We start from the raw sequence: 19513 nt of genomic DNA, 5'->3' as shown, positions 1-19513 counted from the left end.
CGTCGCCGGATCCCCTTCTTCGTCGCCGCGGTTGCGGCAGCCTGTTATTCGACCGTGATTTCCAAATCCGACACGACCGCCGTCGCCTGCTCGGCTCCGCCGGACGCGAGCGCCACGCCGACCCGCAGATCGCCCCGCGGCTCGACGGCCGCGCGGCCGGCTTCCGTCCAGTAGCCTTCAGTGCCCTTGCCATAGTACGCGGTAACGATACCGTCCTCGAAGACGAGCTTCAGCTTCGCCGGGAACGACAGCGCAACGGTCGAGCCGTCCGCGATCGCCGTGCCGGGAATCGAGTCGGTGCCGCGATACTTCAGCGACGCGACGCCCGCGGCGTCCACGCCGAAGTACGCATGCTTCGAATAGGTGCTGTCGTTCTTACGAATCATAAGCCCGACGCTGGATGTCGGATGCGCCGCGTCGAACTGCTCGATCGTCGCGACGATCGTCACCTTCCCCGTCGCCGGTACCGTGCGCATCAGCGCCGAGAAGTCGTCCACGATGCCGCCGATGCCGCCGCCTGAGGCGCTGAATACGTAATCGCCGTCCTGCGCGGAAGCGAAGCCTTCGCCGAAGCCGTAATTTTTGAGGCTCCATCCGTTCGGCTGCTGCGGGCCGTCGGTGCTCGGCTTAATGTACAAGCTTCGCACCGCCAACCGGGTGACGCCTTGGTACGTAACGCGGGCGGTCATTTTTACCCGGCCCTCTTTATACGTCTGCAGAACGCCGTCCTCGCTCACCGTGCCGACGTCCGGACGGTCTACCCAATACGTCACGGCCGCTTGCGACAAATCGACGGATTGTCCGTTCGTCAGCTTCCCCGAAAGCAGCAGCTTCGTGCTTCCGCCCGCGAACAGCGCACCGTTCTCCGGCACGATCGTCGCCGACTGGAGAATGGCGGGATATACGCCGAAGCCGAGTTCGGCGGTCAAGCCGCTCGCCGCGGCCGTAATCGTCGTCTCCCCGAGGGCGACGGCCGTCACCCGTCCGTCCGCCGTCACGGACGCGACCGACGGATCGGCGCTGACGAACGTTACGCCTTCGTCCATCCGCTGCGATCTGCCGAATTCCGACGTCGCCTTCGCCGTCGCCGTCGCTTGGCCTCCGACGAGCAGTCCGGTCTGCGCCGCGTGCAGCTGCAGCGAGGCGAGCGCATCGTCCACCGCGACGTCGATGTCGGCGACGGCGGTCGCCCCGCCGGCCGCGACGGTCACCCGAATTTGCGTCAGGCCCTTGCCCGCAGCCGTAACCGTACCGGTGGTCGCATCGACCGTCGCCACCGAAGGGTCCAGCGATTCATAGGAAATCGACGCTGTACGGAGGTCCGCCGCGAAGCCCGCCTCGGTGCGGCCGCTCACCTCGAGCGCCGCCTGTTCGCCGGTCGAGAGCGCCAGCGAAGCCGCCCATGGGCCTTCCGTTCCGGCCGGCTGTACGAAGGCGCGCGCGAGCGGATCGAGCGGATCGGCGTACGGGAAGTCCGGCGTCGGTCCGATGCCCCCGAGCAGCACCTCGCGGATGCCGAGGCCGAACGCCGGCGACGCGTATGCGAACCGATAATCGCCGCCCGCCGCGTCGCGCAGCAGCGGATCCTGCTGTAAAGACGATTGGTCGAATTTATTGTTGTACAGCTGCTTCCATTCCTCCAGGTCCAGGGCGCCCGGAATGCTCTTGACATTGTACTGTCCCGTCGGATGATAGAACAAATTGGCGTCGGACGCCGTCACCGCGTTGTCCGTCCACGTGTCGAGCGAGAATACGGCTTCCCCGGAATCGTATACGAGGTTGTTCCGGAATTCGAACGCTTCCCGCGGCAAGCCGCCCGGCGAGGACGCGAACGTCGCCATCGATACGTTGTTGTTAACGATAATATTGTTGATGATTTTCGTCCCGATGCCGCGCGCGAAGATCGCGCTGCGCAGCTCGCCTGCTTTCCCTCCGTTCTGGAGGTTCGCGATCACGTTGCCTTCGATCAGCGTCCCGTTCACGTCGTCATCCATATAGATGCCGTGGCCGAACGAAAATTCGATCTCGCTGTCATGAATGTAGTTATACTTGATCTGGTTGCCCGTACCGGCGCCCCAGGCGTAAATCAACCCGGTGTCCTGCGTGTTTTTGTTCATCGCGTAGACGTTGTTGTAAGCGATCAAGTTGTCTCTCGTATGCTTGAATAAATGCCGATTTTCCAGCGTGTACGTCACGCCCTCGATCGCTTTCCCGAGCAGATGCGTCGAGTTCGGCCCCGACAAGGAAATCGCGTTGCGCGGTCCGTCGTGGATCAGGTTGTGCGTCACCGTGTTTTCCCCGGAGTTCGCCAGCGTGATGCCCGCCGCGCCGGCGCTCAGGATGCCCATGTCGTACATATGGTTGTTCACGATGCGATTGCGGAAGTTCTTATACGCCAGCGTCTCGTAGTTGGTCGAGATAAATTCGACGGCGTCGTTGCCGACGCTGCGGATCCGATTGCCCTCGACGGCGATGTCGTTCGCGTAATTGACGGCGGTAATGCCGAAGCCGCCGACGTTTTCGATCACGCTGCCGCGGATTGCGATATGCTCCGCGTTTTCCATATGAATCGCCGCATCGGCGTACGCCGTCAAGCCGGACGCCCGATCGGTGCCGGTGAACGTCAGCCCTTCGAAGACGATATGCCGCACTTTGGCTTCGGGCGAGCTTCCCTTCAGCGCGATAAGCCCTTTCGTCTTCGGCGCGACGACGGCGCGCGTCTCGATCGACGCCTCGCGAGGCCAATAATACAGGTCGCCTGCGGCCTTATCCAAATAAAACTCCCCGGGGGCATCCAGCAGCTCGAGCACGCCCATGACGTAGTAGCGGGATCCTACGCCCATCTCGTACGGCGTCTGGCCGACGAGCGTCGCATGGCCGCTCGCGTAATCGATCGACGCGAAGGCGTTAATGCCGCTCGCCCAGCTCCAGTCGCCTGCCGGTCCGCCCGGCAGCGCAAAAATTTCCAATCCTTCGATACTGTCCAGCACCGGGATATCCCCCGCGCCGAAGTAGAACGCGCTGCGCGGATTCGCCACGTCGTATCCCGTCACCCGGCTGTAGCCTTCGTTCGGGTACCGCGCCTTCACCGCCCATTCGCCGTTCTCCGTCAGCGTGTCGAACGACCAATCCGTCCCGACATGCGCCCGGTAGATCGAGCCCTGATACGGCTCCCAGCCGGTCACCGCTTGACCCGCGTGCAGCACCGGCGTCTCGCCCGGGTAGTTCCGGTACACGACATCGAAGCCGTTCGTACCGGAATCCTGCTCGTCGAACCGGAGCGTCTCGTCGAAGTAATAATCGCCGCCGCGCAAGTACACGACGATATCTCCCGTCATGTTATCGTTCAACGCGCGCACCGCGTCCCTGGCCTTTGCTACCGTCCGGAACGGCGACGCTTTCGCGCCGTCGTTCGCGTCGTCGCCCGACGCCGGGTCGACGTACAGCGCCAGCGCGGCGGCTTCGCCCGCCGCGTGCGCCGCCGCCGGGCGGCCGAGCCAGGCAAGGCAAGAGAGCGCCAGGACGGCCGCCAGCATGGCGTTCGTCCAGAGGTTCCGTTTTCGCATTGTGTCCGCTTTCATCCCGATCCCTCCTCGTTCCTGTCCTAGAATGTATGAACGAACCGAACCAGCAGCTGCGCCGCTTCCGCGCGGGAGCCGTACTGTTGGCCCTGGAATTGGCCTTGCGGATATCCGTTCGCCCACCCGAACGCGTAGGCCTGCAGCACATACGGCTGGTCGGCGGCGTCGATGCGATGGAAATCCTTAATCCCGGCGGCATAGGATGGTGCGTTCTCCGCCTCGATGCCCGAGCGCTCGAGCGCCCGGCCGAGCACGCGAACCATCTCCGCGCGCGTCATGTGCCGCTTCCGATCGGCGAACTCGTCTTCCAGCACGAGCCCGAGCGCCTCCGCCCGCGCCATTGCGTCCCCGTCCCCGAGCGATGCGCAAGGGTTATCGAGGGTTGCGCAGTAAGCGTCTACCGCCCATGCGACGAATTCGTTTCGCTGCATCAGCTGATTCGGCTGGAACCGCACCGCTTCGTTGTTCACGACGCCGAGGTAGCTGAGCAGGTGAATCGAGTCGTAATGCCAATCCGTCTTCGCGACGTCGGTAAACAACAGATCGACGAGCTCCGTCGGCGGCACGTACGTCTCGTAAGCGAACCCTTTGATCTGCACGGGCTTGCCCGCCATCGCGTATACGCCGAAATATCCGGCTTCGCGGATCGGCTCGGACGCGTCAAGCTTCTGATACACCAGAGTGCCGTCGACGTACAACTTCAGCTCGACGGCGTCGCCTTTGTCGAGCGCGCTCGCCTTGATGCGGTGGTCCGCGCCGCTGTTCACGATGCCGTTGTTTTCGACCGTCTCGAACATCAGATTCGCCGTCGTGCCGTCGGCCGTGCGCTTAAACTTCTGAATTTCGATGACGTCCTCCTTGAACACGAACAAATAGCCTTGGTTTTCCCACCAGATCGGGCGGTCGTAGCTTTCCATTCGCAGCGCGAAGCCGGGCCATGCGCCCTCCAGCACGGCGTTGAACGTAAAGTCGAACGCTTCGTTGCGGAACTGCGGCTCCTTGTACGCGGCGATCGCGTCCGTGCCGGACACCTGCACGCCGCCCGGAATGCCGGCGATCTCGCCGCCCGACGCGCCGATCGCCCATAGGTCGGACGTATCGATGCCGAACAAGAAATTCGTCACCGTCACCGGCTTGCCGGCCATCGCATAGATGCCGAAATACCCTTCGTCCGTTACCGGCCGGTCGACGTCTTCCTTCTGGTAGACGAGCGCCCCGTCGACGTACAGCGTCAGAAGGACGCCCGCGGCCGTATCCGTCGCCGCCACCTTGATGCGGTGGTCGACGCCGCTCGCGACGATGCCCGCATTGTCGACCGTCTCGAACATCGTGTTGCTCGTCGATTGACCGTCGTCGGCCAGCTTGAATTTTTGAATTTCGATGACGTCCTCTTTGAACACGAACAAGTACCCTTCGTTATTCCACCAGATCGGGAAGTCGTAATTGTTCATGCGCAGCGCGACGCCCGGCCATGCGCCCTCGAGCTCGGCGTTCCACGTAAACTCGAACGTCTCGTTCTTGAACGTCCGGCCCGCGTAGCCGGCGACCGCGTCCGTGCCGCTCACCGTGACGCCGCCCGGCGTCCCGACGACCGTGCCGCCCATATCGCCGATCTCCCACGGTCCCGACTTCTTGCCGAACGTAAAGTCGGTGATGCGCACCGGCTGCCCCGCCATCGCGTAGACGCCGAAGTAGCCCGAGCCGCGAATCGGATCGTCCGCATCCAGCTTCTCGTAGACGAGCCGTCCGTCGATATGCAGCTCGAGCCGCACGCCTTCCAGCGTGTCCACGGCGGATACTTGCACCCGGTGGTCCGTGCCGCTGCCGACGATGCCGGCGTTGACGACCGTCTCGAACATCCGGTTGCTCGTCGTGCCGTCTTCGCCCCGACGGAACTTCTGGATCTCCAGCACGTCCTCTTTGAAAACGAACAAATACCCTTCGTTATTCCACCAGATCGGGTTTTCGTAATTGTTCATGCGCAGCGTCACGCCCGGCCAAGCGCCCTCGAGCTCGGCGTTCCACGTAAACTCGAACGTCTCGTTCGCGAACGTCTGCCCCGTGTACGCGGCTACCGCGTCCGTGCCCTGCACGACGATGCCGCCTTCGATCGGCTGCACCTCGTCGCCCGACGGCACCGACGTCCACGGCAGCGCCTCCGTCGTACTCTCCGTCGTCGCCGCTTCCTCCGCCGCCGCGGTCGATAGAAGCGTACTCCCCAATGCGATCGCCAAACAAAGCGATACCCATCTTCTCATCCTTCTGCCTCCCCTTCGCCTTGAAAATGATTCGCCACGTTAATGAATGGAAACGCTTTACCGTTTCTGCATGCGCCGCCGCCTCCTCAACGACTGGTCGGGAAATCGGCTTCATTATGGCAAAGTCCGCGCGGGAGACAAACTGTATATCCGGGTTTTCGACTATAACATGGGAAGTTGCAAGGCTGTGAAAATGAAACTGTACGCGCTGTCCATAAGAAAAAACAGGCGCCGCTTATCGCGACGCCTGTCTGACCCGGTACTCTCCCGGGGTGACCCCGTACCGCTTCTTGAACACCCGGAAAAACTGGCTCTCGTTGCCGAAGCCGACCTTCTCCATGATTTCCTTCACGGTGTACCGTTCCTTCTCCAACAGCTTCACGGCGTACCGCAGACGCACGTCGTTGATGTACTCCGCGACGCCGATGTTCTCGCGCTTCTTAAACTGCCGGCCCACGTATTTATCCGACATGCCGAGCGAATCCGCGACGGACTGCAGGCTGTGGTTCATATTCATATAGTCGGATTCGATCATCTCTTTGATCGTGTCGACCAAAATATCGTTCTTGTCTTCCTCCGTCTCCGCGCGGTTTTGATCCGCGAAACGGGCGAACGTCTTCTGTATATACTCGGACATATCGTCGAGCGTCTCTTGCTCGAGCACCTTCTGGTTTAACGCGGCGAACGGAATGGAGACGCCGGCCTTCCGCTTATCCATTCCCTTGGCCGTTTGCTGCAGCAGGAAGACGAGATGAAGCACGGCATGAATGATCCGCTCGTACGACAGCTCCTTGAAAGAATCGAACAGCTTGGCCGTGAGGTCCCGGAACGCTTCGACGTTGCCGAGATGAATCGACTCGACCCACCGGCGCTCCAGCTCCTGCGGCGGTCCGGCGTCCTCCCGTGCCGCCCGCTCCTCGATCCGCGCCGGCGTCACGACCGAGCCGCGGCCGAACACCAGCCGGTACAGCGCCTGATCCTCCGCGAGCTGATACAGCTCGGTGATCTTCTCGTGCCCCTCCCGGAACGGGCTGACGGAAGCGGTCAACGACAGCTTATAAAACCGCTTGATGACGTCTTGAATTTCTTTCACGAGCGCCGCCGTCTCCTCCGTCAGCCGCGCCGGGTCGTCCCCCTCCCCCGCGCTGATCAGGACGGCCAGCTTGCCGTCCCCGACGTCGACCGCCTCGTTCCGGTACCGCTTCGAGACGATCTCCTCCGAGATGTTCGTAATGGCGAACATGAGGAGCTTCCGGTCCGCGTACTCCGTGCGCTGGTCGAAAGCTTTGTAGTCGTCGATCGAAAGCAGCGCCACCCCTTTCGCGCCGTTCGGCCGGATGTGAAGACCGTTCTGCTCGATGCATTGGCGGAACTGCTCCTTCGTGAACGACGAACTGTTCGTGACGATCGTCCGCAAATAATAATTTTTGGCGATGTCCTTCGTCGCGTCGTAGCTCTTGCGAATGAAGCGCATCTCGTCGGTCACGCGATTGTACACGCCCAAGATGTAATTGATTTCGTCTTTCTCCTGCAACGGCCCGCTGTCCGCGCCGCCGATCTTGGCGACCATCTGCTGGATCGGCCGGTACAGCCGCTGAGAGACGACGAAGGAAATAACGACCGACAGCAGCAACAGCGCCGCCGCGATCGAAAAATACGTCCATCGCAGCTTCAAAATTTTCGAGAAGACGACGTCGTACGGCTGCAAGGACGCGATGCGCCAACCGTTTTCTAAGGTAATATACGTAAAGATCGTCTTCTCCGAACCGACGGTGGCGGTGAGGAAACCGGTTTCGGCGCCGGTCGCGGAAATATGCGCCGTCAATATGCGCGACACCTCGTCATGGTCGGGCTCGCCCGGCCGCGAGGGGTTCAGGATGAGCCCGTTCTCGTCCATGACGTACGTCGTGCTGCCTTCCGAAGCGAGATCGTTGATGACCTGCAAATTATCGAAGAACCAATCCGTCCGCACGTTCATCATCAGCGTGCTCTTGTTCCGCGTCGTCGGGTCGCCGGATACCGCCTCGAACAAGAAGAAAGCGAAAAATTCGATCGCCCCGCCCTCGTCGGATCGGAACGGAATCCATTCGGTGTTCGGCGCGACGGAGCCGGCCTTGAAATAATTGGAGATCACGCCGTAAATTTTATCCTCGAGCGGCTTGATCCGCGGATCCATCGGGTAATATTCCGTCGAGTAGAACGTATCGTTATAGCTGTTGTAAATCATGATGGAATCTAGAAAATTCGTCGTCGATACCGTGTTCTGCAGCTTCCGCAACGGGGGGTACACGTCCTCGATCGCGTTCTCGTCGTTGTAAAACAGGTTCGCCATCTCGTAATCGTTGTAAATCGACCAACCCAAGTTGTGCACGATCTCGCTTAAGTAATCGATATTGTATTTCGTCTGCGCCAGCACCTTGCGGTTCGCCTCGTACTGGACGTCCAAACCGGTTTTTTCCGAATAGTAGAACAATACCGCGGAAGACAGCATCGAGGTCAAGACGACGAGCAGCAGGATCGTGAGGAGTAGCCGCTGTAAATATTTGCGGGATCGGTACATTTTCAGAAAAAACATCCGTTTCGCCCCTCTTGCCGTGATGGTATGAATGCCGCTTCGCGCCGAACCGCCTTCCGCGGGATGCTACCAGGTCGGGTTCTCCCTTAACCAGTCGAAGACGCGGCGATGGTACGGACTGAAATCGGGATCCGGAATGCCGGACGGCGGAATCGACGGGTCGCCGTAGCCGAGCTGAAACATATCGTGGTGGTACACGTGGTACGCCCCGGCCGCGCGTACCGTTCGAATTTGCTCGATATGCAGCTCCGGCGTCGTCCCCTCCCGGCCGCCGAACTTCAGCGTGCCGGTACGTGCCGGCTCGTCGTCGATGACAGGCTTATTGTATTTCTCGATCAACATCTCGAGCTCCATGACGGCCAGCTTGTAAAACTCTTCTTCCGAGCGGTTCGTATGCGGCGTCAGCACGTCCACGAGATCGTTGTGTTCATGCGAGCCCAAGTACCTGGAATCGCGATAGCCCGGCGAATTCGTCACGATGCGGACGTAATCGATCGCCTTGATCGTCTCGTACAGCGGCTGGACGTGGACGGAATTTTCGTTCCAAATTTGCAAAATGAGATTGCGATACGGCAGCAGCCGCGTCGCCATCTCCGCCGCCGCGCGCTCGTGCGCCCAGATCGGGAACGGCGAAATCGGATGCTCGTAGCGCTCCACGACGAAAAGCACGACCTCGACCGTCATGTCGAGCGCGTCGGCTTGCTCGAGCAGCCTCTCGAGGCGCTGGAAGTAAAAGTCTTTCACCTGACCGTCCGCCGTATACAACGTGTGATCCGGATCGACGTCGATGAACGTCTTCACCTTCGGATTCAAATCCCATTGGCACCACACGCGAAGCATATTGACCCCGTTCGCCTTAAATTTCGCCAGCCAGGCCGCTCTTTCCTCCTCGCTTCGATTGAACGCTTCGTTGAACAGCGCGTTGAAGAAGCTAAGGCCTTGAAGATAGTACGGACGGTCGTTCAGGCGGAAGCGGCCTCCCTTCACGTGAAGGCGTTGGGTTTTGTACGCGGATAACATCGGTATCGCTCCTTTATGCTCTTGGATTCGCTCGCGCCGTTAGACTTCGCCGTCCGCCGCCTCGAACGAAAATACGCATTCCAGCTCGCGCCAGATGCGCTCGGACGCCGGGGTATCCGTCCACGGCTCGAAATGCGGATCCATCACGTCCTGCCAGCCGTCGGGGGTGCGGTTCGTATCGAGCTTCCCTCGACGCGGACGCCCGCTGAGGCTGGACGGCAGCTCTTGGTACGAGAAAATCAACCGCTCGTGGGAGCCGATGATATACGTCTGGTTGAATTTCTCCGGCTGTTCCTCCTGCAGCTGATAGTGGTAAAACACGTAGCTCGCGTACTGCTCGGGCTTCAAGCGGGCGAGCGAGCCGACGCGCCGTTCCACGACGCGACCCTTCCGCCAAGACGCCCAGTCGACGGGCACCCCGTCGTGGAATATATCGTTCATCGGCGCGGCGATGCGCGGGCGCTGTTCGCCGGGCCACGGCGCGAGCATCGCCCTCAGCGGCGGCGGGATGTCCGGCCGGAACGGGAGCGCGTTCGTCTCCGCCTCTACGTAGGCGAACAACTGCGACTCCCACCGGTACACGGCGCATACCCGCGCGCCTGCCTGCCTCAACGCCCGTTCCAGCGCCTCCGCCGATTCGCGGACGGTCTCGGCGAGCCGTTCGCCTTGCCCGTTCGCGATCGCCAATCGGTACATCAGTCGCTCCACCATCGTTACATTCCCCATTCCGCATAGATTTCTAGTTTTGTTTCATACCGCCGATCCTCGAGGGAAAACCTGACAATCCCCCGACAAACATTTCGTCGACGGAACGGAAAAACCCTTCCTTGCGACCTCGCATGCACCCTGCCGGTACCCTACCGGCGTCTGTCCGCCGCGCGACCCACACCCGGCGCCATCGCCATGGTATCCTTCCTATTCTTGCACTTCCGCGGGACAGCGGAAACTGTACAATTGGTAAGATTCCTGTACAATCGGTACGTGCCGAACCGCGGCGGTCGACTTGTTAAGCAACTTTGCAATGAAAAAGGAGCCCCCCTTTCGCCGTCATACATGACGAAAAGAGAACCCCCCGTGCCGTGCCGGTCACCACGCGTCTTCCGCCGGCGAGGCGACCGGCTCGCGCCATCCCTGCATCGCGAGCAAATACGCGGAAGCGGCGTTCAGGTCTTCGACGTGGAATGTCGGACAGCCGTCGGCCTCCGCGTCGGCGTACGCCCGGTCGAAGACGAGCAGCACGACCGGCCCGGCGCTCTCGAGCCGGTTCAGCCGCACCCAGTCTTCCCGCTCCCGCAGCAGCGCGACCGTGCCGGCCGTATCGCGAGGCAGGCGCCTCCGTACAATCTCCCGCATCGCTTCGTCCGCGCCTACGATCGTCAGCAACGACTCGGTTATCGTCATGTCGGCACCCCTTCCCGCGCGATATGCACCGCGCAAATTTTAAACTCCGGCATGCGGCTGATCGGGTGGAGCGCGTCGCTCGTCAGCCGGTTGATCGACCGGTCGTCGCCCCAGTGGAACGGGACGAACACGGTTGTCGGGTGAATGTCGTCGGTGACGCGCACCGGGAACGCCGCCGTGCCGCGCCTCGACGTCAGCCGCACCCGGTCGCCAGGCCGCAGGCCGATCCGCTCGGCGACGGACGCGTGCAGCTCCGCGACCGGCGTCGGCGCCTTCGCGTCGAGCGGCTCCGTGCGGCGCGTCTGCGTGCCGCTAAGATATTGGCTGCCTACGCGGCCGGTCGTCAGAATGTACGGGTATTCGCGGCTCGTCGTCTCGGCCGGAAGGCCAGGGCGGATGCCGTGCAGCCTCGCCTTCCCGTCCGCGTGGGCGAACCGTTCCCCGAACAGCCGCGGCGTGCCCGGATGCGATTCCGACGGACACGGCCAGAAGACGCCGCCCCCCCGCTTCAATCGCTCGTACGTAATGCCGCTGTAATCGGCGGGCGCGCCGGCCGTGGCGAGGCGCAGCTCCTCGAACACGTCCTTCGGCGAGCGGAACGGGAAGTGGCGGCCCGCGCCGAGCCGGCTCGCGAGCTCGCACAGGATGAGCATATCAAGCTTCGCGCTGCCCGGCAGGTCGAGCGCTCGCGCCCGATGAAAGACGCGGCCTTCCACGTTCGTCAGCGTGCCCTCGGCCTCAAGGAACGACGAGCCCGGCAAAAACCAATGCGCGAGCCGCGCCGTCTCCGTCTCGAACAGGTCGATCACGACGAGCAGCTCGAGCTTCTTCAGCGCCGCTTCGACGCGATGCGCGTTCGGGCTCGAGACGAGCGGATTCGAGCCGAGCACGAGCATCGCCTTGATCTCGCCCGCTTCGATGCGCTCGAACAGCTCGAACGCGGACACCCCCTTGCCCGGCAGCGAATCGGGGTCGACGCCCCACACCTCGGCGACCTTGCGCCGCGCCTCCGGGTCTTCGATCGACCGGTACCCCGGCAGCTGATCGGCCTTCTGCCCGTGCTCCCGTCCGCCTTGCCCGTTCGCCTGTCCGGTGATCGCGCCGAAGCCGCTGTTCGGCCGGCCGACGCGGCCGCACAGCAGCGCCAAGTTAATGTAACCGAGCGTATGCTCTACGCCGTTCACCTGCTGCTCGAGGCCGCGCGCCGTCAGCACGACGCCGCTCTCGGCCTTGGCGAAGCCGCGGGCGATCGCTCGAATCTTCTCCTCGAGGATGCCGGTAATCGAAGCGACATACGAAGGCGTAAACGCCCGCACCGCCTCGGCGACGGCCTCGAGGCCGCTCGTGCGCTCCGCCACGTACGCCGCGTCGTACAGCTTCTCGTCGAGGATGACGTGAAGCAGCGCGTTGACGAACACCGAATCGAAGCCGGGCTGCAGCTTGACGTGGATGTCCGCGATCTTGGACGTCATCGTCTGCCGCGGGTCGATCGTGACGATCGTCGCGCCCGCCTTCTTCGCCGCGAGCAAATACGGCATCATCGTCGGCTGGCACTCGGCGACGTTCGTGCCGGCGAGGATGATGTATTTGGAGCCGGCGATGTCGTCGAGCGGCAGCGTGAGGCCGCGGTCGAGCCCGAAGGCGCGCAGCTGCGCCGCCGCGGCGGACGACATGCAATAGCGTCCGTTATAGTCGATGTACCGCGACTTCAGAGCGACGCGGGTAAACTTCCCGAGCAGGTAGCACACCTCGTTCGTGAGCGATCCGCCGCCGAAGACGGAGACGGCGTCGTTCCCGTACGCGGCCTGAATCGCGGCGATGCGCGAGGCGATCTCCCCGAAGGCGGCGTCCCAGTTCTCCGGCTGCCACGGCGTCGCCTCGATGTCGCGTCCGGCCGCGACCCGGCGCACGAGCGGCATCGTAATGCGGTCCGGATGAACGGCGTGGCGCGGAGAATGATAGCCCTTCTGACAAAGACGACCCGTCGATACGGGGAACGACCCGCTCGGGCGCACGGCTAGGCCGGGTTCCTTATCCGTCAACTGCAGCTCGATGCCGCACTGCATGCTGCAGAACGGGCAATGCGATTTCAGCACCGGCTCGCTCATACCGCGTCCACCCACACGACGCCGTCCTCGACCGTCGCCCGGAACGTGCGGACGGAGCCGTCGTCCGGCTTCTGGACGAGCCCGTCGTTCAGGTCGATCTTGCGATCGTGCATCGGGCAGAACACATAATGTCCGCTCACCATCCCCTCGGCCAAGACGCCGTGCTTATGCGGGCATCGGTTTTCCACCGCCCGCACCGTGTCGTCGCTCAGGCGGAACACGGCGAGCTCGACGTCGCCCGCGCGCACCGTCTTCCCCGTGCCGACCGGCAGTTCCTCCAGCATCGCCAGCCGCACCCGCTTCGCCGCGGCCGCTCCCGCGCTTCCCGTCGTCGTCATCTGCAGCGCCTCCTTCTCCACCCTTATGTTCTCTGTCGGCCAAGAGCCGCAACGCGGCGCTTTCCCCGGTCACGCCGTTGTCGTCGTCGTCGCCGTCTCGATCACTTCGTACAAGTCCCTGCGAATCGCCGCCGTCTCCGCCGCTTCCTTCCACGGATCCTTCGTAACGGAGAGCGCTTCGTCCATCCGCTTGCACAGCGCCTGCCGCTTCTCCGCGTTCTCGACGACCTCCCGAATCCGATCGAGGCCGACGCGGACGACCCACTCCGACGTTCGCTCGCCGTAATTGCCGGTCTCCCGGTAATACTGCAGATACGCCGCGATATACGACATGACGTCTTCCTCCGTCTTCACCGTCGCGAGCAGATCGCCCGCCCGCACCTTCACGCCGCCGTTGCCGCCCGCGTACAGCTCCCAGCCGCCGTCGATCGCGACGACGCCGAGATCCTTAATGCCCGACTCCGCGCAGTTGCGGGGGCAGCCCGAGACGGCCATCTTCACCTTGGCCGGCGTGTTCAGCCGCTCGAACTTCTTCTCGAGCGCGATGCCCATGCCCATCGAATCCGCCGTGCCGAACCGGCAGAAATCCGCGCCGACGCACGTCTTCACCGTGCGGAGCGCCTTGCCGTACGCATAGCCCGACGGCATGTCGAGATCGGTCCACATCGGCACGAGGTCTTCCTTCTTCACGCCGAGCAGGTCGATACGCTGGCCGCCCGTCAGCTTCACGGTCGGCACGTTGTATTTCTCCGCCACTTCCGCGATTTTTTTCAGCTCGGAAGGCGTCGTGACGCCGCCGTACATGCGGGGCACGACGGAATACGTGCCGTCCTTCTGGATGTTCGCGTGCATGCGCTCGTTCACGAAGCGCGACGTCCGGTCGTCCCGATACGTCGAAGGATGGACCATCGACAAGTAATAATTCACGGCCGGGCGGCACTTGGAGCAGCCCTCCGGCTCTTTCCACTCGAGCACGTGCATCACTTCGCGCACGTGCGTGAGCCCCTTGTCGCGAATCGCCGCCACGACGTCGTCGCGCGTCAGCGTCGTGCATCCGCAAATCGCGCTCTTCGCCGCGGCCGCCGGGTCGAACGCGTCGCCGAGCGTCGTCTGGAGCAGCGCCGAGACGAGCGGCTTGCAGCCGCCGCACGAGCGCGACGCCGTCGTCGCGTCCTTGACGCCGTCGACCGTCGTCAGGCCGCATTCGCGAATCGCGGAGCAGATCGTCCCTTTCGAGACGCCGTTGCAGCCGCAGATGATCGCGTCGTCCGCCATGCCGGCGACGAGCCCTTCCGTGCCGCCGCCGTTGCCGCCTTCGATGCCTTCGTGGAGCAGCTTCGTCATTTCCATTTTCGAAATATCCGCTTGAGACTTGATGAGCTGCATGAGCCGCGTGCTCTCCGACGTATCGCCGAACAACACCGCTCCTACGATCTTCGAACCCTTCACCAGAACCTTCTTATAGATGCCGGACCAGTCGTCGTGCACCCGGATCGCCTTCGTCTCCGCGTCCTCGATGAACTGTCCGCCCGAAAACACGTCGACGCCCGATACCTTCAGCTTCGTGTAGACGACGGAGCCCTCGTACGGGGCGCCCTCGACGCCGGCCAGCCGCTTGGCGAGCACCGCCCCTTGCTCGTAAAGCGGAGCGACGAGGCCGTAGGCGACGCCGCGATGCTGCGCGCATTCGCCGACCGCGTAAATGTCCGGCGCGCTCGTCTCGAGCCAGTCGTTCACCGTGATGCCCTGCACGACGTCGAGCCCCGCGTCCTTCGCCAGCGCCACGTTCGGCCGGATGCCGACCGCCATGACGATCAGGTCCGCCTCCGTCCACGTGCCGTCCGCGAACTTCAGCCCCGTCGCGCGCTCCCGGCCGACAATTTCCGCCGACGACTTCTGCATCAGGAACTTCATGCCTTGCGCCTCGAGCGCCGTCTGCAGCAGCTTCGACGCCGTCGGATCAAGCTGACGCTCCATCAGATGCTCGCCGATGTGGACGACCTCGACCTGCATGCCGAGATTGAGCAGCCCGCGCGCCGCCTCAAGCCCGAGCAGCCCGCCGCCGATGACGACGGCCTTGCGATACTTCTTCGCGGCCTCGCGCATCAGCTCCGTGTCCCGGATCGTCCGGTAGGCGATGACGCCCGGCAGCTGGGCGCCCGGAATCGGAATGACGAACGCGTTCGAGCCGGTGGCGACGACCACCTTGTCGTACGCTTCCGTCATCGCGCCCGCGTCCCCCTCGCTCGCGACCGTCTTCGCCGCCGCGTCGAGCTTCGTCACGCGCTGCCCCGTGTACAGCCGAATGCCGTTTTTCGCGTACCAGTCGTAGTCGTTAATATAGATGTCTTCCTGCTTTGTATCGCCGGCCAGCACGTAGCTCAGCATAATCCGGTTATAGTTCGGGTACGGCTCCGCGCCGTATACCGTAATGTCGTATTTGTCGGGCGCGAGCTTGAGCAGATGCTCGATCGCGTTCACGCCCGCCATCCCGTTGCCGATCAGCGCCAGCTTTGGTTTCGCCATGATGACCCACTCCTCCTCATTGATATCCATCCACGCGCCGTGCCGCTTCCTACGCCTTCACCGTCCGGTCCGCCGCCGCGCGGCCGCCTTCGCCGATCCACGTCCGCTTCCATTGCCCTTGCGCCGCGACGACGACGACGATGCAGACGAGCGCGATCGCGCTGAGCACCAGGAAGCCGGACGCGAACGAGCCGGTCGCGAGCTTCAGGTTGCCGAGAATTTTGGGGAGGAAAAAGCCCCCGAGGCCGCCCGCCGCGCCGACGATGCCCGTAATGACGCCGATCTCCTTCGCGAAGCGCTGCGGCACGAGCTGGAACACCGAACCGTTGCCCATGCCGAGCGCCATCATGGCGACGAACAGCATCGCCGTGGTGGCCGCGATGCCAGGCAGCGTCGAGATACCCGCCATCATGAGGGCGACGACGCCGTAGAGCGCTAGCAGCATCCGAATGCCCCCGAGCTTATCCGCGAGCCAGCCGCCGACGGGACGGAAGAAGCTGCCCGCGATGACGAGAAGCGTCGTGAAGTCGGCCGCCCGGACCGGATCGAGCCCGTATTGCGTGTTATAGAAAATGGTCAAGTAGCTCGTCATGCCGACGAAGCCGCCGAACGTGACGCTGTACAGGATGCAAAATACCCAAGTGTCTTTCATCTTCAGAACCGAAGCGTAGTCGGCCAGCTTCTTCGGCGCCGGCTGATTCGGGCTGTCCTTCGCTAGCAGCGTAAAAACAATGAAGCAAAGCGCGATCGGGATGAGCGCGAAGCCGAAGACGATGTGCCAGTCGCCGTAATGCTGGGCGATCCGGTTCGCGAACAGCGTCGTGAACACGGTGCCGCTGTTGCCCGCGCCGGCGATGCCCATCGCGAGGCCTTGGTACTGCGGCGGGTACCAGCGGCTCGCGAGCGGCAGCGCCGCGGCGAAGCTGGCGCCGGCGACGCCGAGCAGCAGCGCGACGAGGTACAGCTCGCCGAGCGAGGAGGCGAACAGCCACCCCCAGACGAGCGGAATCGCCGTCAGCGCCATGCCGATCTGCGCCGTGCGCTTCGGCCCGATAACATCCGTCATCCAGCCGAGCACGAGGCGGAGGATCGAGCCGCCGAGCACCGGCAGCGCGACGAGATTCGCTTTCTGCGCGGCGTTCATTTCGAAGTCGGAGGCGATAATGACGGCGAGCGGTCCGAGCAGCACCCAGATCATAAAGCTGATGTCGAAATAGAGGAACGAGCTGAATAAAGACGGCTTGTGCCCTGCTTTCATGAACCCTTTCGCTTCCATGGATCATCCGCTCCCTGTTTCTATTTTGGAAAATGATAAAAAGGCCGCGCATCGCTACGGGTTGCCCCTTCGCGATCCACGGCCTCTTTGCCTAAGACGCGCACAACGTTGTGCGTCGCCTTCTGTTTAGTTGTGTAAGGTCACAGCGTTGTGACTGGTTTTATTATAGGAGAGTAAGCCTGTACATGTCAACGATTATTACACGGTAAATTTTAAAGTTCTACATTTCATTGATTTGTGTTATATTTACGTTACCTATAGTATCGCGTCAGACGATACATCCCCTCATCGGACAGGAAGTGAACGCATGCTGCAGTCGTTTCTTATCGTACGAGACCGCCCCTCGCCGAAGAAGCCGCCTCCGCTCGGATTCGGCTCGCTCTCGTTCGGCATCGAGGACGAAGAGCCGGAATACGCGGAAGACGCCCGCTTCGACGCGCCGGACGCGCTGCTGTCCGCCGCGGGCCTCCGCGTCCGGGAGACGGTCCTGCCCGACCCTCTCTCCGACATGGATGTGAGCAATGTTGACGCCATCATTTTCTGCGTGGCCTATAGTTCGCTCTTGAAACGCGCCCAGCCGTTGGAGTCGCGCTTGCCGGTGCTTTGGTGGTGCGAGAACGAGCCGGTCGTTCATAACTGCGTGCTGTCCGACGCGATCGACGGCATGTTGTACCCCGGGCTGACGGTGTCCGAGCTGCATTGGGCGTTGCTGCTGTCGTCGAAGCATTATTTGTCCCGCACCCAATGGAAGCAGGAGCGCGAGCAGCTAATCGCGCGGCTCGAAGATCGGAAATGGATCGACCGCGCTAAGTCGATCCTCAGCGAGGTGAAGTCGATCACCGAGGCCGAGGCGTACGAGTTTCTGCGCAAGCAGGCGATGAACGAACGGCGCCGGATGGTGGACGTTGCCGTTTCCATCGTGAAGGTATATTCTTTACTCCGAGAGCAAAATCCCAGGGGGCGACCGCGATGATAGAACTATTGAAGGAAGTCGGCAGAGGCAAACGCGGCGCGCGCGACTTAACGTTCGACGAGGCGGCGCTGGCGGCCGAACGCATTCTCGAAGGGCAGGCGACCGACGCGCAGATCGGCGCGTTCCTCGTCGCCGAACGCATCAAGATGGAAAGCACGGACGAGATCGCGGCGTTCGCGGAGGCGCTGCGCCGCGGCAGCCTGAAGCATCCGATGGAAGGCGCGATCGATTGCGCCGGGCCGTACGACGGACGGACGAAGTCGTTTTACGCGACGTTGCCGACGGCGTTCGTGCTCGCGGCGTGCGGCGTGCCCGCGACGCTGCACGGCTCGCAGCCGCTGCCGCCGAAGTGGGGCGTGACGCTGCCGGACGTCATCGCGCAATGGGGCGTCGACGTCGCTGCGGAAGCCGGACTCGAGCGGCTGCTCCGCGCGGCGGACGCTTCCGGCTTTTTGTTCGTGCCGGCGGAGCTCGGCTGCCCGAAGCTCGCGCGCGTGCGCGACATCCGCACGCAGCTCGGGCTGCGCACGGTGTTCAACAGCGCCGAGAAGCTCGTGCGCTACTCCGACGCGCCTTACTTGGCGTTCGGCGTGTTTCACGGCACCGTCTTCGAGAAGATGGCGCAGCTCGTCGCCCGGCTCGGCTACCGGCGCGCGATCATCGTGCAAGGCTCCGAAGGATCGGAGGACTTGCCGGTGCATAAGCGGTCACGCTTGTACCTCGTGCAGGACGGCGCGGCGGAGCTGATGATCGTCGATCCGGAGGTGTATCAGCTGCAGGGCGAGCCCGAGGAGACGGATTGGACGGCGGAGCGGCAGGCGGCGACGGCCGTCGCCGTCCTACAGGGCGCGGCGCCGCTGCCGTACACGGACATGACGATTTTGAACGCCGGCGTCCGGCTATGGCTGACCGGCGCGGCCGGCACCATCGACGAAGGGCTCGACCTCGCCCGCGTCACGCTGTCGTCCGGCCAAGCGTTGAAGAAATACGCGCAATGGCTGGAGCTCGCCGCCGGCCGCTAAACCCGGCCGGCGGGCGGCGGTCCGCACCCGTCGGATCGCTCCCTCCATGGCGATGCACTGTCGACGCTTTGGAGCGGGTCGATAAGATGAACTTTTGGCGACGAGTCCTTTTTAGCGTATGCGTCGTGCAATCAGGAAGGCGTGGGTCATACGCTCCCGTATGCCCACGCCTCCTGCCGTTTACCGGAGTTCTCCGCTAACTCGCCCGCTTTTCGCCGCATTTCCGCTGACTTACCGGAGTTCTCCTCTAACTCGCCCGATTTCCGCCGTTTTACCGCCGATTTACCGGAGTTCTCCGCTAACTCGCCCGCTTTTCGCCGCATTTCCGCCGATTTACCGGAGTTCTCCGCTAACTCGCCCACTTTTCGCCGCATTTCCGCCGATTTACCGGAGTTTTCCGCTAACTCGCCCGATTTCCGGCACATTTCCGCCGCC

At 62.9% G+C, this 19513-nt stretch carries 13 protein-coding genes; 2 read left to right on the top strand and 11 right to left on the bottom strand.

The window, feature by feature from the left end; all coding sequences use genetic code 11:
- Positions 1 to 44: 44 nt before the first annotated feature.
- The 10 genes from VEZ38_RS19965 to VEZ38_RS19920 all read right to left on the bottom strand — a co-directional run bounded on the left by VEZ38_RS19965 (position 45) and on the right by VEZ38_RS19920 (position 17083).
- Positions 45 to 3581: an Ig-like domain-containing protein gene (locus VEZ38_RS19965; RefSeq protein ID WP_324896679.1), complete on the bottom strand. Its 3537-nt coding sequence runs from the start codon at positions 3579 to 3581 to the stop codon at positions 45 to 47.
- Between the two features lie 23 nt (positions 3582 to 3604).
- Positions 3605 to 5839 (bottom strand): S-layer homology domain-containing protein, encoded by a 2235-nt coding sequence (locus tag VEZ38_RS19960; RefSeq protein ID WP_324896677.1) that lies wholly within the window; start codon positions 5837 to 5839, stop codon positions 3605 to 3607.
- A gap of 235 nt (positions 5840 to 6074) precedes the next feature.
- Entirely contained in the window at positions 6075 to 8414 is a 2340-nt protein-coding gene (locus VEZ38_RS19955) for a helix-turn-helix domain-containing protein (RefSeq protein WP_324896675.1), read from the bottom strand.
- Between the two features lie 66 nt (positions 8415 to 8480).
- Positions 8481 to 9434, bottom strand: a complete 954-nt coding sequence (locus VEZ38_RS19950; RefSeq protein ID WP_324896673.1) for a hypothetical protein — start codon at positions 9432 to 9434, stop codon at positions 8481 to 8483.
- A 39-nt stretch (positions 9435 to 9473) separates the two neighbouring features.
- On the bottom strand, positions 9474 to 10145 hold the full coding sequence (locus VEZ38_RS19945) for a hypothetical protein (RefSeq protein ID WP_324896671.1): 672 nt from the start codon (positions 10143 to 10145) through the stop codon (positions 9474 to 9476).
- Positions 10146 to 10520: 375 nt separating this feature from the next.
- A complete protein-coding gene (locus VEZ38_RS19940; protein ID WP_324896669.1) occupies positions 10521 to 10835 on the bottom strand; it encodes a hypothetical protein in 315 nt (104 codons plus the stop codon).
- Positions 10832 to 12943 (bottom strand): molybdopterin oxidoreductase family protein, encoded by a 2112-nt coding sequence (locus VEZ38_RS19935; RefSeq protein ID WP_324896667.1) that lies wholly within the window; start codon positions 12941 to 12943, stop codon positions 10832 to 10834. Before VEZ38_RS19935 ends, VEZ38_RS19940 begins: the two co-directional genes overlap by 4 nt.
- Positions 12940 to 13281 (bottom strand): nitrite reductase small subunit NirD, encoded by a 342-nt coding sequence (nirD, locus tag VEZ38_RS19930; protein ID WP_324896665.1) that lies wholly within the window; start codon positions 13279 to 13281, stop codon positions 12940 to 12942. Before nirD ends, VEZ38_RS19935 begins: the two co-directional genes overlap by 4 nt.
- A gap of 69 nt (positions 13282 to 13350) precedes the next feature.
- Entirely contained in the window at positions 13351 to 15807 is a 2457-nt protein-coding gene (nirB, locus tag VEZ38_RS19925; RefSeq protein ID WP_324896663.1) for a nitrite reductase large subunit NirB, read from the bottom strand.
- A 49-nt stretch (positions 15808 to 15856) separates the two neighbouring features.
- Positions 15857 to 17083 (bottom strand): nitrate/nitrite transporter, encoded by a 1227-nt coding sequence (locus VEZ38_RS19920; RefSeq protein WP_324896661.1) that lies wholly within the window; start codon positions 17081 to 17083, stop codon positions 15857 to 15859.
- A 307-nt stretch (positions 17084 to 17390) separates the two neighbouring features.
- Between VEZ38_RS19920 and VEZ38_RS19915 the strand changes: the two genes are divergently transcribed.
- Together VEZ38_RS19915 and VEZ38_RS19910 are read left to right on the top strand one after the other, a co-directional pair.
- Positions 17391 to 18056: an ANTAR domain-containing protein gene (locus tag VEZ38_RS19915; protein ID WP_324896659.1), complete on the top strand. Its 666-nt coding sequence runs from the start codon at positions 17391 to 17393 to the stop codon at positions 18054 to 18056.
- Positions 18053 to 19078 carry an anthranilate phosphoribosyltransferase gene (locus VEZ38_RS19910; RefSeq protein ID WP_324896657.1) on the top strand — a complete coding sequence of 342 codons (1026 nt, stop codon included), beginning with the start codon at positions 18053 to 18055 and terminating at the stop codon, positions 19076 to 19078. Before VEZ38_RS19915 ends, VEZ38_RS19910 begins: the two co-directional genes overlap by 4 nt.
- Positions 19079 to 19224: 146 nt before the next feature.
- Here the strand turns inward: VEZ38_RS19910 and VEZ38_RS19905 are convergent.
- A partial coding sequence (locus VEZ38_RS19905) for a hypothetical protein (protein ID WP_324896655.1) occupies positions 19225 to 19513 on the bottom strand: 289 nt, incomplete at its 5' end.

Source organism: Paenibacillus sp. (assembly GCF_035645235.1).
Classification (GTDB): Bacteria; Bacillota; Bacilli; order Paenibacillales; family YIM-B00363; genus Paenibacillus_AE.
This window is presented reverse-complemented; position numbering and strand designations above follow the sequence as displayed.